The organism is Promicromonospora sp. NPDC050262, from assembly GCF_040655935.1.
In the GTDB taxonomy this organism is placed as follows: Bacteria; Actinomycetota; Actinomycetes; order Actinomycetales; family Cellulomonadaceae; genus Promicromonospora.
The window spans coordinates 174,655-190,024 of record NZ_JBFAKX010000004.1 but is presented as its reverse complement, the minus strand read 5'-3'; the positions used below and the strand labels follow the sequence as shown (position 1 = coordinate 190,024).

The 15,370-nt window shown below is 71.6% G+C and carries 15 protein-coding genes; 10 read left to right on the top strand and 5 right to left on the bottom strand.

The features are described from left to right. The first annotated feature begins 14 nt into the window (after positions 1-14). Entirely contained in the window at positions 15-803 is a 789-nt protein-coding gene (locus AB0I29_RS08245; protein ID WP_357480201.1) for a GNAT family N-acetyltransferase, read from the top strand. Positions 804-855: 52 nt separating this feature from the next. Here the strand turns inward: AB0I29_RS08245 and AB0I29_RS08240 are convergent, their stop codons facing one another. Continuing rightward, positions 856-1,386: a GNAT family N-acetyltransferase gene (locus tag AB0I29_RS08240; protein ID WP_285102709.1), complete on the bottom strand. Its 531-nt coding sequence runs from the start codon at positions 1,384-1,386 to the stop codon at positions 856-858. 9 nt (positions 1,387-1,395) lie between these two features. Beyond that, positions 1,396-1,977, bottom strand: a complete 582-nt coding sequence (locus tag AB0I29_RS08235; protein WP_357480197.1) for a histone deacetylase — start codon at positions 1,975-1,977, stop codon at positions 1,396-1,398. Between the two features lie 218 nt (positions 1,978-2,195). Here AB0I29_RS08235 and AB0I29_RS08230 point away from each other — a divergent pair, with 218 nt between their 5' ends. The 5 genes from AB0I29_RS08230 to AB0I29_RS08210 all read left to right on the top strand — a co-directional run bounded on the left by AB0I29_RS08230 (position 2,196) and on the right by AB0I29_RS08210 (position 9,260). After that, the gene (locus tag AB0I29_RS08230; protein ID WP_357480194.1) at positions 2,196-2,651 is read left to right on the top strand and encodes a cold shock domain-containing protein; all 456 of its coding nucleotides are present in this window, start codon (positions 2,196-2,198) and stop codon (positions 2,649-2,651) included. A gap of 231 nt (positions 2,652-2,882) precedes the next feature. Beyond that, positions 2,883-4,697, top strand: a complete 1,815-nt coding sequence (locus AB0I29_RS08225; protein ID WP_285102714.1) for an ABC transporter family substrate-binding protein — start codon at positions 2,883-2,885, stop codon at positions 4,695-4,697. Positions 4,698-4,891: 194 nt separating this feature from the next. Continuing rightward, positions 4,892-6,412 (top strand): ABC transporter permease, encoded by a 1,521-nt coding sequence (locus AB0I29_RS08220; protein ID WP_285102715.1) that lies wholly within the window; start codon positions 4,892-4,894, stop codon positions 6,410-6,412. A gap of 27 nt (positions 6,413-6,439) precedes the next feature. Further along, a complete protein-coding gene (locus AB0I29_RS08215) occupies positions 6,440-7,438 on the top strand; it encodes an ABC transporter permease (RefSeq protein WP_285102716.1) in 999 nt (332 codons plus the stop codon). Positions 7,439-7,442: 4 nt separating this feature from the next. Then, positions 7,443-9,260 carry an ABC transporter ATP-binding protein gene (locus AB0I29_RS08210; protein ID WP_285102717.1) on the top strand — a complete coding sequence of 606 codons (1,818 nt, stop codon included), beginning with the start codon at positions 7,443-7,445 and terminating at the stop codon, positions 9,258-9,260. Between the two features lie 69 nt (positions 9,261-9,329). Here the strand turns inward: AB0I29_RS08210 and AB0I29_RS08205 are convergent, their stop codons facing one another. Next, positions 9,330-10,298, bottom strand: a complete 969-nt coding sequence (locus tag AB0I29_RS08205) for a hypothetical protein (protein WP_357480188.1) — start codon at positions 10,296-10,298, stop codon at positions 9,330-9,332. A gap of 89 nt (positions 10,299-10,387) precedes the next feature. Then, entirely contained in the window at positions 10,388-11,335 is a 948-nt protein-coding gene (gene dapD, locus AB0I29_RS08200) for a 2,3,4,5-tetrahydropyridine-2,6-dicarboxylate N-succinyltransferase (protein WP_285102720.1), read from the bottom strand. A gap of 42 nt (positions 11,336-11,377) precedes the next feature. Here dapD and dapE point away from each other — a divergent pair, with 42 nt between their 5' ends. The 4 genes from dapE (at position 11,378) to AB0I29_RS08180 (ending at position 14,694) form a co-directional block, all read left to right on the top strand. Then, complete coding sequence (dapE, locus tag AB0I29_RS08195) at positions 11,378-12,541, top strand: succinyl-diaminopimelate desuccinylase (protein ID WP_357480185.1); 1,164 nt, start codon at positions 11,378-11,380, stop codon at positions 12,539-12,541. A 9-nt stretch (positions 12,542-12,550) separates the two neighbouring features. Beyond that, the gene (locus AB0I29_RS08190) at positions 12,551-13,405 is read left to right on the top strand and encodes a TIGR00730 family Rossman fold protein (RefSeq protein ID WP_285102724.1); all 855 of its coding nucleotides are present in this window, start codon (positions 12,551-12,553) and stop codon (positions 13,403-13,405) included. Beyond that, complete coding sequence (gene folP / locus AB0I29_RS08185; protein WP_357480182.1) at positions 13,406-14,356, top strand: dihydropteroate synthase; 951 nt, start codon at positions 13,406-13,408, stop codon at positions 14,354-14,356. A gap of 170 nt (positions 14,357-14,526) precedes the next feature. Continuing rightward, the gene (locus AB0I29_RS08180; protein WP_084467633.1) at positions 14,527-14,694 is read left to right on the top strand and encodes a DUF3117 domain-containing protein; all 168 of its coding nucleotides are present in this window, start codon (positions 14,527-14,529) and stop codon (positions 14,692-14,694) included. 64 nt (positions 14,695-14,758) lie between these two features. Here AB0I29_RS08180 and AB0I29_RS08175 read toward each other — a convergent pair whose 3' ends face one another. Next, a complete protein-coding gene (locus tag AB0I29_RS08175; protein ID WP_350224564.1) occupies positions 14,759-15,331 on the bottom strand; it encodes an O-methyltransferase in 573 nt (190 codons plus the stop codon). Positions 15,332-15,370 lie beyond the last annotated feature (39 nt).

Here is a 15,370-nt window from a genome sequence, read left to right as displayed (position 1 = left end):
CGGAGCATCGCCCCATGACCGATCCCTCGCGCCTGCTCCAGGCGTACGACGAACAGCTCCGCACCGACGCCGAGACGCCGAGCGCGATCTCCGTGACCGGCCTCGGCCCCCTGCGCCTGGTGACCTTCCTGGGCGGGCGTGGCTTCGTCACCTACCGCGACCTCGGCGGGGCGGACGAGGTGCGGGTGCGGGAGCTCGTCGAGGAGGCCGTCGCCCACTTCCGGGCCGACGGCGGCATCACCAAGGTCGAGTGGAAGACCCGCGGCCACGACCGCGTGCCGGGGCTGCACGAGGCGCTGCTGACGCACGGGTTCGTCCCCGAGGAGCCCGAGTCGATCATGATCGGCGACGCCGCGGCCCTCGCGGTCGACGTCCCCCTGCCAGACGGCGTCACCCTGCGCCGCGTCACCGAGGAGCCGGACGTCCGCGCCATGTGCGCCATGCAGGACGAGGTGTTCGGCAGCCCGGTCTCGGACAGGACGGCGAACGCGATCCTGCGCCGGCAGGCGATCGACCCCGAGATGGAGCTGTGGGTCGCGGAGGCCGACGGCCAGATCGTGACCGCCGGGCGGCTGGAGCCCGTACCGGGCACCGACTTCGCCGGGATCTGGGGCGGCAGTTCCCGTCCCGAGTGGCGCGGCCGGGGCATCTACCGGGCCCTGACGGCGGCGCGGGCGCGCTCGGCCCTCGCGCGGGGCAAGACCCTGATCCACAGCGACTCCACCGAGTACTCCCGCCCCATTCTGGAGCGCTACGGCTTCGTCCGGGTGTCCACCACGACGCCCTACGCCTGGCAGCGCTGACGGCGGGCGGCGCTGACGGCGGGCGGCGCTGACGGCAGGCCCGCCGCGGGCGTTAGCCCGCGCGCCGTCGGCCCATGATGTTCGCCCGCTCGGTGACGCCGGCGTACCGGAACCCGGGCACCAGGTCCACGAAGCCGAGACGGCGGTAGAGCACCTTGGCCCGGTCGGCGGGGTCGGCGGTGGTGGACAGCAGGGTGTGGCGGTGCGGGGCCCGGCCGAGCAGCTCGCGCATCAGCGCGGTCCCCAGGCCCCGCCCCTGGTGCTCCGGCAGGACCTCCAGCTCGTTCAGCTCGAACGCGTCCTCGGTCCACTCGCCGTGCCCGGCACGCTCCAGCGCCGGCCCCACCTGCTGCGGCCACCAGTGGCCGGGCTGGTAGTCGAACCCGTACACGAAGCCCACGAGCGCCCCGCCCTCGAACGCCCCGAACGTCAGCGCGCCGTCGTACAGCGGCAGGTAGGCGAGCCGGGTGTCCCGGAAGTGGTCGCGCCGCTCGTCGGAGTAGCCGAACGCACGCTGGAACACCCCGGCGATCTCGTCCGCGCGCCGGAGCACCTCGGAGGTCTCCAGCGCGCGGATCGTCATGCCCGCACGCTAGCGCCGTCGGGCGGCGCCGTCGCGAGGGACGACGGACGCCAGGTAGGTGCGCACCTCGGCGTCGGACCAGCCGTGCGCCTCGCGCAGGCCGTCGGCGATCATCGCCAGGTAGGCCGGGGACGGCGTCGTGTGCGGACGCCCCGCGTGCCCGTGCGGCGCGGTGAAGGTGAGCATCGGCAGCCCGTCCAGCCGCCCGACGTCGATCAGCGTCTCGTACCGGCCCGGGCCCGCGGTGTGGCGCCGCGCGATCCCCGAGCGGAGCGTGGCCTCCAGCGGATCGTCGAGCGCGGGGACACGGTGCATCTCCTGGGCGGCGATGTCGGCGAGCTGGGCGGTCGTGACGCGGTAGGCGCGGGCGGGCGTCGGGCCCACGGCGTCGTGGTCGTAGAACGCCGTGCCGCCGCCCCAGACGGCGGAGTCGCCGGCGAACCAGAGGCGTCCGGGCAGCTCGACCGCGCGGTCCTCGCGCGGCATCGTGCGGTCGCGCGCCCCGGGGTAGCGGCGTCGCGCCCCCGGCGGGGAGCCGCCCTCGAGGTAGCAGGCCAGCCGGGCCCGGGCCATGTTGGACCCGTAGCTCACGTACCAGACCTCGGTGCTCAGCGGACTCTCCTCGGGTGCCGGGGCTCCCGGACACGCTACGTGGTATGCCACCGCCAGGGAACCACGGCGGCCGCCGCCGGCCCGCGAGAAAGGGCCCGGACGGAACGCGAGAGGCGCCGTGCGCGTTGCCCAGGCGGAGTTGGACAAGCGTCCTAGACTCGATCATGCAGGGTTTCTCACGAGGTGGAGTGTGTGCCGTGGTTCAAGGCAAGGTCATCAGGTTCGACGAGGTTCGCGGCTATGGGTTCGTTGCCCCGGACACCGGTGGGGACGACGTGTTCATCCACGTCAACGACCTCGAGTTCGACAAGCGCAACCTCGCGGTGGGCGCGGTCGTGGACTTCGCGGTGGAGGACGGCGACCGGGGCCTGAAGGCCTCGACGGTCACGCTGGTGACGCCCGCGCCGGCCCTGGCCCCGACGATGGCGTCGGCCGCCGTCGGTGCGGGCGCGACCACCGCGCCCGTCCCCACCTTCCTCCCGCCCCTGCCCGACGCCGGGTCGCGGCCCGACGGCGACGGCCCGTCCGAGCGGGAGCTCGCGGTGGAGGTGACCGAGGTGCTGCTCGCCGGGGTGCCGACGCTGACCGCCGAGCAGGTGCTCGCGACCCGGGGCGCGTTCGTCGCGGTGGCACGTTCGCACGGATGGGTGTGAAATTTCACCCGAGGTGTTACCGCCCTGTTTCCGTCCTTGATGCGCGGCGACGGTGCCGCTACGGAGCGATATCAGGTCGGTAACGATCAGTTCCGGCAAACGGCGAAGTAGGGCAAACCCTCCCATCGCGTGAGTAGCGTGAGCGGAAACCTTGACGGTGACGGATATCTCACCCCCTGCGCTGAGGCGGACGGCGGTGGTTCGTGACCGTCATCCCCATGAGGAGGAACATTGAAGATCAGGCGACTGAGCGCCGCCGTCGCAGTGGCCGCCAGTGGCGCGCTGCTGTTTTCGGCGTGCACCAGCCCGGCGGGGAACGACGACCCGACCGAAGGTGAAGCCACTGCGACCTCGGCCTCGGCCGACGGCCCGTGCAAGGCGGACCTCGGGGACGTGACCACGGCTGACGGTGAGATCAAGGTGTCCGTCGAGGACGAGTTCCTCGGCTACAACTCGAACACCCCGGAGACCTACTCCACGTACAACAGTGCCGTGACCGAGCGCCTGTTCGGCGGCTTCTGGTACTTCGGCGACGACGGTTCGATCTGCACCGACGAGGAGTACGGCACCTACGAGGCGCTGTCCGAGGACCCGCTCCAGGTGGAGTACACCCTCAACGACGAGGCGGCCTGGTCCGACGGCACCCCGATCACCTACGCCGACTACCTGCTCGACTGGGCGGCCCAGGCGATCACCGAGGACGGCAAGGTCACCGAGGACGGCTCCGAGGTGCCCCTGTTCAACCACATCTCCGGCCTGACGCTGGGTGACTACGTGCCCGAGGGTCCGCAGGCGGACTCCCCGGACGCCAAGTCGTTCACCTACGACTACGAGCGCGTGTACGCCGACTGGAAGATCCAGATCGGCTCGCCGTTCCCGGCGCACGTCGTCGCCGAGCAGGCGGGTGTCTCCACCGAGGAGCTCGTCACCGCCATCCAGGACCTCGACCTGGACGTGCTGAAGAAGGCCGCCAAGTTCTGGAACGAGGGCTGGCTGTCGCAGCCGGGCGAGGTCCCGGACCCGGCGATCACCCCGGTCAGCGGCCCGTACAACTTCAAGGCCGACGGCTGGGAGGCCGGTCAGTACATCACCCTTGAGGCGAACGACAAGTACTGGGGTACGCCGGCTGCCACCAAGGAGCTGACGATCCGGTTCGTCGCCGCCGACGCGCAGATCCAGGCGCTCGCCAACGGTGACCTCGACGTCATCCAGCCGAACGGCCCCACGGTCGACACGGTGACGCAGCTCGAGCAGCTCGGTGACGCCGTCACGGTGGACACCAACCAGAACCTGACCTGGGAGCACCTCGACTTCAACTTCAAGTCGGGCATCTTCGCGGACAGCCTGGAGGCCCGTGAGGCGTTCGCCCTCTGCGTGCCGCGCCAGAAGATCGTGGACGACCTGATCAAGCCGATCGCCCCCGAGGCCGTCGTCATGGACGCCCGCGAGGTCTTCCCGTTCCAGGACAACTACGAGGCCACGGTCTCCGAGTCCTACGACGGCCGCTACGACGAGGTCGACCTCGACGCCGCCAAGGAGAAGTTCGCTGCCGCGGGCCTCAAGGAGGGCGAGAAGGTTCGCATCGGCTACGCCGCGCCGAACCCGCGTCGCGCCGCCGAGGTCGAGGCCATCAAGTCCTCGTGCGACCAGGTCGGCTTCGAGATCGTCGACAACGCCGCGCCGGACTTCTTCGACAAGGACCTGCCGAACGGTGACTACGAGGTGGCGCTGTTCGCCTGGGCCGGCTCGGGCCAGATCGCCTCGGGCGAGAACATCTACTCGACCACCGGTCAGCAGAACTACGGCGGCTACTCGGACGAGACGGTCGACGAGGCGTGGAAGACGCTGGCCGGGACCACGGACGAGGCGGTGCACGCCGAGCAGACCGTGATCATCGAGAAGCAGCTGTGGGACACGCTCTTCGGCATCCCGCTGTTCGCCCACCCGGGCGTCATCGCGAGCAGCTCGAGCGTGGAGAACGTGCGCAACACCGCCGCCCAGAGCGGTGTCGTGTGGAACTCCGAGCAGTGGGCCCGCGCCTCCTGACGCGAGCCTGACGCAAGACCTGCGGGGAAGGGTGCCTCTGGTCCCTTCCCCGCAGGGCTGTTCGCTCCAGGTCGGGATTATTTCCAGTCCTGACCTGGGCGAATGGCGGCAATTTTCATCCGGTGTCCTATAGTGACACGCTGATCGCATTCCCCAGCAGACGCCGTGCTGCGTCCGCCTCGAAGGGCCAACCCGTGCTCAAGTTCATCCTCCGGCGCATCGGCGCCTCGGCGCTCGTCCTGCTCGGCGCCTCATTGCTCATGTACGTCCTGACCATCAACTCGGGCGATCCGCTCAAGGACCTGCGCGAGTCCAACGTCCAGAACAAGCAGCAGCTCATCGACCAGCGGATCGCGCTGATGCGGCTCGACGATCCCTGGTACGAGCGGTACTGGGACTGGCTCAGGGGTGTCGGAGGCTGTTTCACCGGTAACTGCGACCTCGGCGTCACCATCAACGGCGTGGACGTGCTGGGCCTGACCCAGCAGGCGGCGGTCTCGACGCTGCGGCTCATCACCGTGTCCACGGTGCTCGCCATCATCGTCGGCATCGCGCTCGGCATCCTCACCGCGATCCGGCAGTACTCGGGCTTCGACTACTCCATCACGTTCAGTGCCTTCCTCTTCTTCTCGCTGCCGGTCTTCTGGGCGGCGACGCTGCTCAAGGAGTACGCGGCCATCCAGTACAACAACTGGATCGCGGTGGGGCAGTACGCCCCATGGACGATAGTCATCATCGCCGTGGTGACAGGGTTCCTGATCCAGGCGGTGCTGGGCGGGAGCAGGAGACGCCGACTGGTCACGGCGGCGGCCGTGTTCGCGTTCGTCACGATCATGCTCTTCGTCTTCAACGCCCTCGACTGGTGGCGCAACCCGATGTTCGGCATCGGCGGCGTGCTCGTGGTCTCGGCCGCCGCGGGTGTGCTCGTCACCGCGCTGGTCGCGGGCCTGCGGAACCGGCGTGCGCTCTACGCGGCCTTCACCACCGTGGTCGTCGGCATCGTCGCCTACCTCGCCTTCGCACCGCTCCTGGTCAACAGCCCGAGCTGGGGTCTGCTCGCCGGGCTGTTCGTGCTCGCCGTGCTGGTCTCGGTGGGGATCGGCGCCGCCTGGGGTGGTTACGCCCGCAAGCAGTCCATGCTGGTCACCGGCATCACCGGCGTCATCACCAGCCTGATGGTCTTCGCGGACCTCCTGATCGCGCACTGGGCCAGCTTCCTGGGCGTCAAGTCGCGGCCCATCTCGACCATCGGCTCGCAGACCCCGAACTTCACCGGGGGCTTCTGGGAGCAGGTGCTCGACATGGCCACGCAGATCCTGCTGCCGACCATCCTGCTCACCCTGGTCTCCGTGGCGACGCACTCGCGGTACACGCGGTCGTCGATGCTCGAGACCCTGAACCAGGACTACGTGCGCACGGCCCGGTCGAAGGGCCTGTCGGAGCGCGAGGTCATCGTCAAGCACGCCTTCCGCAACGCCCTCATCCCGATCACCACGATCGTCGCCTTCGACTTCGCGGCCCTCATCGGCGGCGCGGTCATCACCGAGCAGGTGTTCGGCTGGAAGGGCATGGGCGCCCTGTTCCAGGACGGCCTGAACGCCGTGGACCCGGCACCGGTCATGGCGTTCTTCCTCGTCACGGGTGTTGCCGCGGTGCTGATGAACCTGCTGGCAGACATCGCGTACGCGGCCCTCGACCCCCGGATCCGGCGCTGAGCGCGGGCCACGGCAGGAGACACAGACATGAGTGACATCAGGAACAGCAACCCCGGCGGCGAGGACTACGAGCCCCAGGTGTCCGTGGCCAGCACCGACGCGATCGGCCTCGCGGCCGGCGGCTCGGCGGCCCCGCTGCCCGGCGAGGACAAGTCCTACAGCCAGGGCCAGCTCGTCGCGCGCCGGTTCTTCCGGCACCGGGCGGCGCTCAGCTCGATGATCGTGCTCGGCATCATCATCATCGTGGCCTTCACGTCGATCGGCATCGGACCGATCCCCGGGTGGTGGCCCAACAGCTACACGCTCCAGTACGACAAGATCGGCGACGGCGCGCCCACCTGGCAGTACCCCTTCGGCCAGGACACCGGCGGCAAGGACTACTTCGCCCTGGTCATGCGCGGCACGCAGTTCTCGCTGATCATCGCGTTCGCCGTGGGCATCATCTCCACGGTCGTGGGCACGCTGATCGGCGCGCTGGCCGGCTTCTACCGCGGCTGGGTCGAGTCGCTGCTCATGCGGCTGACCGACGTCTTCATCGTGATCCCCCTGCTCGTCGTCGCGGCCGTGCTCGGCAAGACGGCGTCCGGCTGGGGCATCTGGGGCCTGGCCCTCGTGCTCGGCCTGGTCACCTGGACCAGCCTCGCGCGCCTGGTGCGCGGTGAGGTGCTCTCGCTGCGCGAGCGCGACTTCGTGCTCGCCGCCCAGGCGGTCGGCACCAGCCCCTGGCGCATCATCAGCAGGCACGTGCTGCCCAACGCGGTCGGCGTGATCATCGTGTCCGCGACGCTCTCGATCTCCAGCGCGATCCTCCTGGAGACCTCGCTGAGCTTCCTCGGCTTCGGCGTCCAGCCGCCCGACACGTCGCTCGGCACGCTGATCTCCGAGTACCAGGCCGCGTTCACGACCCGGCCGTGGCTGTTCTGGTGGCCGGGCCTGATGATCCTCGCCATCGCCCTGTGCGTGAACTTCATCGGCGACGGCCTGCGCGACGCGTTCGACCCCCGCCAGAACCGGAGCAAGGACTGAGGACATGACCACTCTCGACATCAGCGCACCGGGTTCTGCTTCGGCGACCGGCGACGCCGTCCTCTCCTTCGAGGACCTCAACGTCACGTTCAAGACCGAGTTCGGCGACGTGCACGCCGTCAAGGGCATCGACCTGGAGGTCCGGCCCGGCGAGGTCGTCGCGCTCGTGGGCGAGTCCGGCTCGGGCAAGTCCGTCACCTCGATGACGGCGCTCGGCCTGCTGCCTCGCAACGCGCGCGTCGGCGGCACCATCCGCGTGGGTGACAAGGTCGTGGGCGGCCTCGACGGCCGGGGCCTGCGCAACATGCGCGGCAACGACGTGGCCATGGTGTTCCAGGAGCCCATGACCGCCCTGAACCCGGTGCTCACGATCGGCGACCAGCTCACCGAGGGGCTGCAGCTGCACGGCATCGCGTTCGGCAAGCAGGCCATGGCGCGGGCGGCCGAGCTGCTCGCCATGGTCGGCATCCCCGAGCCCGAGCGTCGCCTCAAGCAGTACCCGCACGAGCTCTCGGGCGGTCAGCGCCAGCGCGTGGTCATCGCCATGGCCATCGCGTGCGACCCCAAGGTGATCATCGCCGACGAGCCCACCACCGCCCTCGACGTGACCGTGCAGGCCGACATCCTCGACCTGCTGCGCTCGCTCAAGGACAAGCTGAACACCGGCATCCTGCTGATCACCCACAACATGGGCGTCGTGGCCGACATGGCCGACCGCGTCGCCGTCATGCTCAAGGGCGACCTCGTGGAGACGGGCACGGCCGACCAGGTGCTCAACCACCCGCGGCACGAGTACACCAAGCGTCTGCTGGCCGCCGTGCCCCACCTGGGGTCCGGGCCGGGCCAGTTCGGCGACGTCGCCCCGGTCGACGCGGCGCCCGAGGACCTGCCCGCGCTCGACCTGGGCAACCTCGTGATCGAGTACCACCGGGTGGGCAAGCCCACCTTCCGGGCCGTCGACGACGTGTCGCTGTCCGTGGCCCAGGGCGAGATCGTGGGCCTGGTGGGCGAGTCGGGCTCCGGCAAGTCCACGATCGCCAAGTGCGCGCTGGGGCTCATCCCCGCTGCCTCCGGCTCGGTGTCGATCCTCGGGACCGACTTCGGCAAGCTGCGCGGCAAGGAGCTCAAGGCCCTGCGCAAGCGCATCGGCGTCGTGTTCCAGGACCCGGCGTCCTCGCTCAACCCGCGCCTGCCCATCGGCGACGTGATCGCCGAGCCGCTCGTGGTGCACAAGGAGGGCGACGACCGGTCGCGCCGTCGCCGCGTGCTGGAGCTGCTCGACGCCGTCGAGCTGCCGCGCAGCGTCTACAACCGGTACCCGCACGAGCTCTCCGGTGGCCAGCGCCAGCGCGTGAGCATCGCCCGTGCCCTCACGCTCGACCCCGAGCTGCTGGTCGCGGACGAGCCGACGTCGGCACTGGACGTGTCCGTGCAGGCCAACGTGCTCAAGATGTTCACGGCGCTGCAGGAGCGGTACAAGTTCGCCTGCCTCTTCGTGAGCCACGACCTGGCGGTGATCGACCTGCTGGCCCACCGCGTGGTGGTGCTGCAGAACGGCCGGATCGTCGAGCAGGGCCCGCGCGAGGAGGTGCTGCACCACCCCCGCGAGGAGTACACGCAGCGCCTCATCGCGGCCGCCCCCGTGCCGGAGCCGCTGGAGCAGCGGCGCCGTCGCGAGGCGCGGCACGCGCTGCTGAACAAGCTCGGCGACGACGTCGCGGAGCTGCACGTCGAGGAGGACTACGAGCGGCCGCGCCCGAAGCAGGACGAGGGCGCCAACCCCTCGGGCCTCGGCGGCTTCATGGCGGACGGCGGTAGCTGACCCGCCCGCCTCGTAGACGTGTCAGACCCTCAGGTCACCCCGGTGACCTGAGGGTCTGACACGTTGTGGCTACTCGGCGGCGTCCACCGTGATGCGGACCTCGCCGGGGTTCAGCCGCGTCTCGGCCTCGGTCCAGGCGGCCTCGTCGCGCAGCCACACCTGGTCGTCCACGTGCACCTCGACCGCCTGCGTGGCCTGGGCCGTCGCGACGGCCCACTGGGCGGTGGCCCAGGCGCCGCGCACGGGGTCGTCGGGGGTCAGCGGTGTCGCGTCCACCGTCACGGTCGCCGACGCCGGGTCCTGCCGGTTGGGGTCCGCCGCACCGGTCGCGGGCGCGAGCCCGAGGTCCCGGCCCAGGCGGCCCGCCACGACGTCGCGGGCGGCCTCGGGGGCGAGCTGGTCGCCGTCGGCCACCGGGGCGAGCTCGCACGACAGGGCGGCGGGAGAGTTGCCCGTGAGGGCGGAGGCCCAGGCGCGCGACCGCGTCTCGTGCTGGGCGTACGCGTCGGGATAGGCGGAGCGCTGCACCGTCTGCGCGGCGTCCGTCACCTCCATGTCCTCGTAGCCCTCGACCTCGACCAGCACGTCGTAGAAGGCGTTGGTGGAGTAGGCCGGGTCGAGGATCTCGTCGACCGTGCCCCAGCCCTGGGACGGCCGCTGCTGGAACAGCCCCACCGAGTCGCGGTCGCCGTAGTCGATGTTGATGAGCTTGGACTCCTGCAGCGCCGTGGCCAGGCCGATCGTGGCCGCCCGGGCGGGCAGGCCGCGGGCCACCGCGGTGCCGGCCACGAGCGCCGCGTTGTCCGCCTGGTCGGGCGAGAGGTACCAGTTCGCGTCCTCCAGCACCGCCGTGCAGCGCTCGGTGACGGGACCGGACCCCGCGAGGCGGTTCAGCCCCACGACGACGCCCACCGTCGCGACCACGCACACCGCCCCGACCGCCGCGGCGTACTTCAGGGCGCGACCGACCGACCGCTGCGGCGTGGGGCCGTCTGCGGGTGGCGGGACCGACGAACCGGTCTCAGCCAGGAGGGCCATGCGAGCTCCCTGTCGTCCGGGGCGGTATCAGGAGGGCCACGAATTGTAATCCGCCTGGTCAGGGATGGTGCAAAACGGGAACGGGTGCCTCAGTTGGCGTGCAGCACCTCGTTGAGCTCGATGCCGACGCCGGTCCGGTCGAGCACCTCGACGGTGCCCGTGGTGGAGTTGCGCCGGAACAGCAGGTTGCTGCGGCCCGCGAGGTCGCGCGCCTTGACGGGGGCGGTGCCGTCACCGTACGGATCGGCCGCCGCGCCGAGCACCGTCACCTTGGTGCCCGCCGTGAGGTACAGGCCCGCCTCGACCACGCAGTCGTCGCCGAGGGGGATGCCGAGGCCGGCGTTGGCGCCCAGCAGGCAGCGTTCGCCGAGCGACACGACCTGCTTGCCGCCGCCGGACAGGGTGCCCATGATCGACGCGCCGCCGCCGACGTCGGACCCGTCGCCGACCGTGACACCCGCCGAGATGCGGCCCTCGACCATGGACGTGCCGAGCGTGCCCGCGTTGAAGTTGACGAAGCCCTCGTGCATCACGGTGGTGCCTGGGGCGAGGTACGCGCCGAGGCGGACGCGGTCGGCGTCGGCGATGCGGACGCCCGACGGGACGATGTAGTCGACCATGCGGGGGAACTTGTCGACGCCGAACACGGTGACGTGCCCGCGGGCGCGCAGCCGCAGCCGGGTCTCCTCGAAGCCGTCCACGGCGCACGGGCCGGCGCTGGTCCAGACGACGTTGGTCAGGGCCCCGAAGATGCCGTCCATGTTGAGGCCGTGCGGCTGGACGAGACGGGCCGAGAGCAGGTGGAGCCGCAGGTAGGCGTCCGAGACGCTCCGCGGAGGCTCGGCGAGGTCGATCTGCGTGGTCACGACCTCCAGCCGGACCCGGCGCACGTCGTCGGCGCCGGCGGCCGCGGTGAGCGACCCGGGCGGCGTGGCGCCGGCGGGCGCGTCGCCGAGGGCGGGCGCCGGGTACCAGGTGTCGAGGGTGGTGCCGTCGTCGGCGATCGTGGCAAGGCCGAAGCCCCATGCGGTCGTCATGCGTCCAGCCTAACGGCCACGCGGAGCCCATAGGCTTGTCCTGTGGACACCGCGATCGACCCTGCCCTGCTCGACCCGTCCGGCGAAGGGGCCGACCTGGTCGCCCTCACCCGGATCCTCTGCGACATCCCGTCCGTCAGCGGCGACGAGAAGGCCCTTGCCGACGCGATCGAGGTGGTCCTGCGCGGCTGCCCGCACCTGGAGGTGCTGCGCGACGGCGACGCCCTGGTGGCCCGGACGCACCTCGGCCGCGACCGGCGCGTGGTCGTGGCCGGGCACATCGACACCGTGCCGATCGCGGACAACCTGCCGACGCGTCTGGTCGAGCGGGCCGACGGGGTCGACGGCGCAGGTACCGGGGGTGGCAGTACGGGCGCCGTGCTCTGGGGCCGCGGCACCGTCGACATGCTGGGCGGCGTCGCCGTGGCCCTCGCGCTGGCGGTCGAGCTCGGGGCGCCCGGCACCGCGCCCGCCCACGACCTGACGTGGATCTTCTACGACCACGAGGAGGTGGACTCCGCGCTGAACGGCCTGGGCCGGCTGGCGCGCAACCACCCCGACCTCCTGCGGGGCGACTTCGCGATCCTGGGGGAGCCCTCGAACGCCGGCATCGAGGGCGGCTGCAACGGCACGATGCGCGTCGAGGTGCGCACGCACGGCGTCGCCGCGCACTCGGCGCGGGCCTGGACGGGCGAGAACGCGATCCATGCGGTCGCGCCCGTGCTCGGCCGGCTGGCGGCCTACGAGCCGCGCGAGGTCGAGGTGGACGGACTGGTCTATCGCGAGGGACTCAACGCCGTGCGGATCGAGGGCGGCATCGCGGGCAACGTGATCCCGGACGCGTGCACGGTGGAGGTGAACTACAGGTTCGCCCCCTCGCGCTCCGTCGCGGAGGCGGAGGCCCACCTGCGGGAGGTCTTCGACGGTTTCGAGGTCCTCGTGACGGACGCCGCCGGCGGCGCCCGTCCGGGCCTCGACGACCCGCTGGCGGCCCAGTTCGTGAAGTCGGTGCTGGCCACGACGGGTGGCGCCCCGGCGCCCAAGTACGGGTGGACCGACGTCGCCCGGTTCTCGGAGCTGGGGGTGCCCGCGGTGAACTTCGGGCCCGGCGACCCGCTGCTCGCGCACAAGGACGACGAGCACCTGCCGCTCGCGCAGCTCGCGCAGTGCCGCGACGCGCTGCGAGCCTGGCTCCTGGACGACTAGTTTGGTCGCATGAGCGACGACGGCATTCCACAGTCCGGCCGCGGCTATCGCCGTGGTCCGGTGCTCCTGCGCGGGAACCAGATCCCGCGCACCACGACGGACCAGCGCCTCCTGGCCTCCGACCAGGACACCGACTGGCTGCACTCCGACCCGTGGCGGGTGCTGCGCATCCAGAGCGAGTTCGTCGAGGGTTTCGGCGCGCTGGCCGAGCTCGGCCAGGCCGTCTCGGTCTTCGGCTCGGCGCGGACCAAGCCGGGCCACGCGGACTACGCCGCCGGCGAGACCGTGGGCCGGCTGCTGGTCGAGGCCGGCTACGCCGTCATCACGGGTGGCGGCCCCGGGATCATGGAGGCCGCGAACAAGGGTGCTGCCGAGGCGGGCGGCACGTCCGTGGGCCTCGGTATCGAGCTGCCCTTCGAACAGGGCGTGAACGAGTACGTCAATCTCGGAATCAACTTCCGCTACTTCTTCGCGCGAAAGACGATGTTCCTGAAGTACGCGCAGGGATTCATCGTCATGCCGGGCGGTTTCGGCACGTTCGACGAGCTGTTCGAGGCCGTCACCCTGGTGCAGACGCACAAGGTCACCCAGTTCCCGATCGTGCTCGTGGGCACGCGGTACTGGGGCGGTCTCCTGGAGTGGGTCCGCTCGACGGCGCTGGAGCACGGCACCATCAGCGAGGCCGACCTCGACATCGTCCACCTCACCGACGACCCGGCGGACGCGGTGCGGCACGTGGTCGACCGCGCCCACCAGATCGCGGCGGAGCAGGCGGCCCTGCAGGCGGCGGTGGCCGCCGAGCGCGCCACGGAGGAGGCCGCGGGCAACCGGCAGGGGCAGCTGAACTCCCTGGGCACCGCGTAGGTGGACCGCCCGGAGGTTCCCGGGACGGCGGTTCCGCCGCCGTCCGAGCGGCTGGTGCTGCGCGGGCGCGAGGTGGGGCGCGACGGCCGCGCGGTGCGACCGGTCGTGATGGCGGTGCTCAACCGCACCACCGACTCGTTCTACGCGCCCGCCCGGGTGCCCGACGACGCCGCGGCGCTGGCCGCCGCGGAGCGCGCCTGGGCAGACGGCGCCGAGATCCTCGACGTCGGCGGTGTGCGGGCGGGCAACGGCGCTCCCGTCGACGAGGCCGAGGAGATCCGGCGCGTCGTGCCGTTCGTGGGCGCCGTGCGCCGCGCCGTGCCCGACCTGCTGGTCTCGGTCGACACGTGGCGTGCGGGGGTGGCCCGCGCCGCGATCGACGCCGGCGCGGACCTGATCAACGACACCTGGGCCGGGCACGATCCCGGCCTCGTGGAGGTGGCGGGTGCCGCCGGCGTCGGCGTCGTGTGCTCGCACACGGGCGGCGCCGTGCCGCGCACGGACCCGTACCGCGTGGAGTACGGCCTGGCCGCGGGGGCGGGGGACGGGCGCGACGGCCTGGTGGCCGACGTCGTGGCGACCCTGCGGGCCGCCGCGGAGCGGGCCGTCGCGACCGGTGTGCCGCGCGAGTCCGTGCTCGTGGACCCGACCCACGACTTCGGCAAGAACACGTGGCACTCGCTGCATCTCCTGCGGCGCACGGAGGCGCTCGCCGGGCTCGGCTTTCCGTTGCTCATGGCGCTCTCCCGCAAGGACTTCGTGGGGGAGACGCTCGACCTGCCGCCCGAGGAGCGCCTGGAGGGGACGCTGGCCGCGACGGCGGTGGCCGCGTGGCTCGGCGCGCGGGTCTTCCGGGCCCACGACGTGGCCGCGACGCGTCGGGTGCTCGACCTCGTGGCCGCCCTGCGCGACGAGGCGCCGCCGGCCGCCGCCCTGAGGGGTCTTGCCTGAGCCCACGCACGATTCGACTCCCTTCCGGGCACCCGGTCGGGTGAACGACCGACGAATGGGCGAGTGGAAAGTAAGGAGCGCCATTTGAACTAGAATGGGTCTGTGCCCTCGGCGTTCGCCGGAGACATGAATGCTGCTACACACCGGACAACGGAATGGGAGAGCCACACATGGCTGCGATGAAGCCGCGAACGGGTGACGGACCGCTCGAGGTCACCAAGGAGGGGCGCGGCATTGTCATGCGTGTGCCGCTCGAGGGCGGCGGTCGGCTCGTCGTCGAGCTCAACGCGACCGAGGCCAGCGAGCTCGGAGACGCTCTCCAGACCGTCGTCGGCTGACCCGGCCGACCCGGTCTCCAGTCTTTCGGCGGCCGTCCGTCGCGAGAACCGGCCTCTCGGCAGGTCAGCGGCGGACGGCCAGCAGCAGCCCGTCCCCGCTCGGCAGCATGGCGGGCAGCACCCGCTCGTCGTTCCGCAGCGTCCGGCCCACCTCGCGCACCACGGTGGTGAGCTCGTCGCGACGTGCGGGGTCCGCCACCCGGTCCCGCAGCAGGGCGCTGTCGACGGCGAGCACGCCGCCCGGGCGCAGCAGCCGCAGGGCCTCGTCCACGTACTCGGGGTACGCGAGCGGGTCGCTCGCCACGAGCACCAGGTCGTAGGCACCGTCCGCCAGCCGCGGCAGCACGTCCCCGGGCCGCCCGGGGATGATCCGGGTGCGGTGCGGGGCCACGCCGTCCTCCACGAACGCCGCGCGCGCGGCGCGCTGGTGCTCCACCTCCCGGTCGATGGTGGTGAGCTGGCCGTCCTGCGGCATGCCTCGCAGCAGCCAGAGCGCTGCCACCCCGGCCCCCGTGCCGACCTCCACCACGGCGTGCGCGTTCGTGGCGGCCGCGAGCACCCGCAGCACCGCGCCGACCCCGGGCAGCACGGCGGTGCAGCCCAGCTCCGAGGCGCGTTCGCGGGCGCGCAGCAGCACCTCGTCCTCGGGGACGAAGGCCTCGCTGTAGACCCAGGC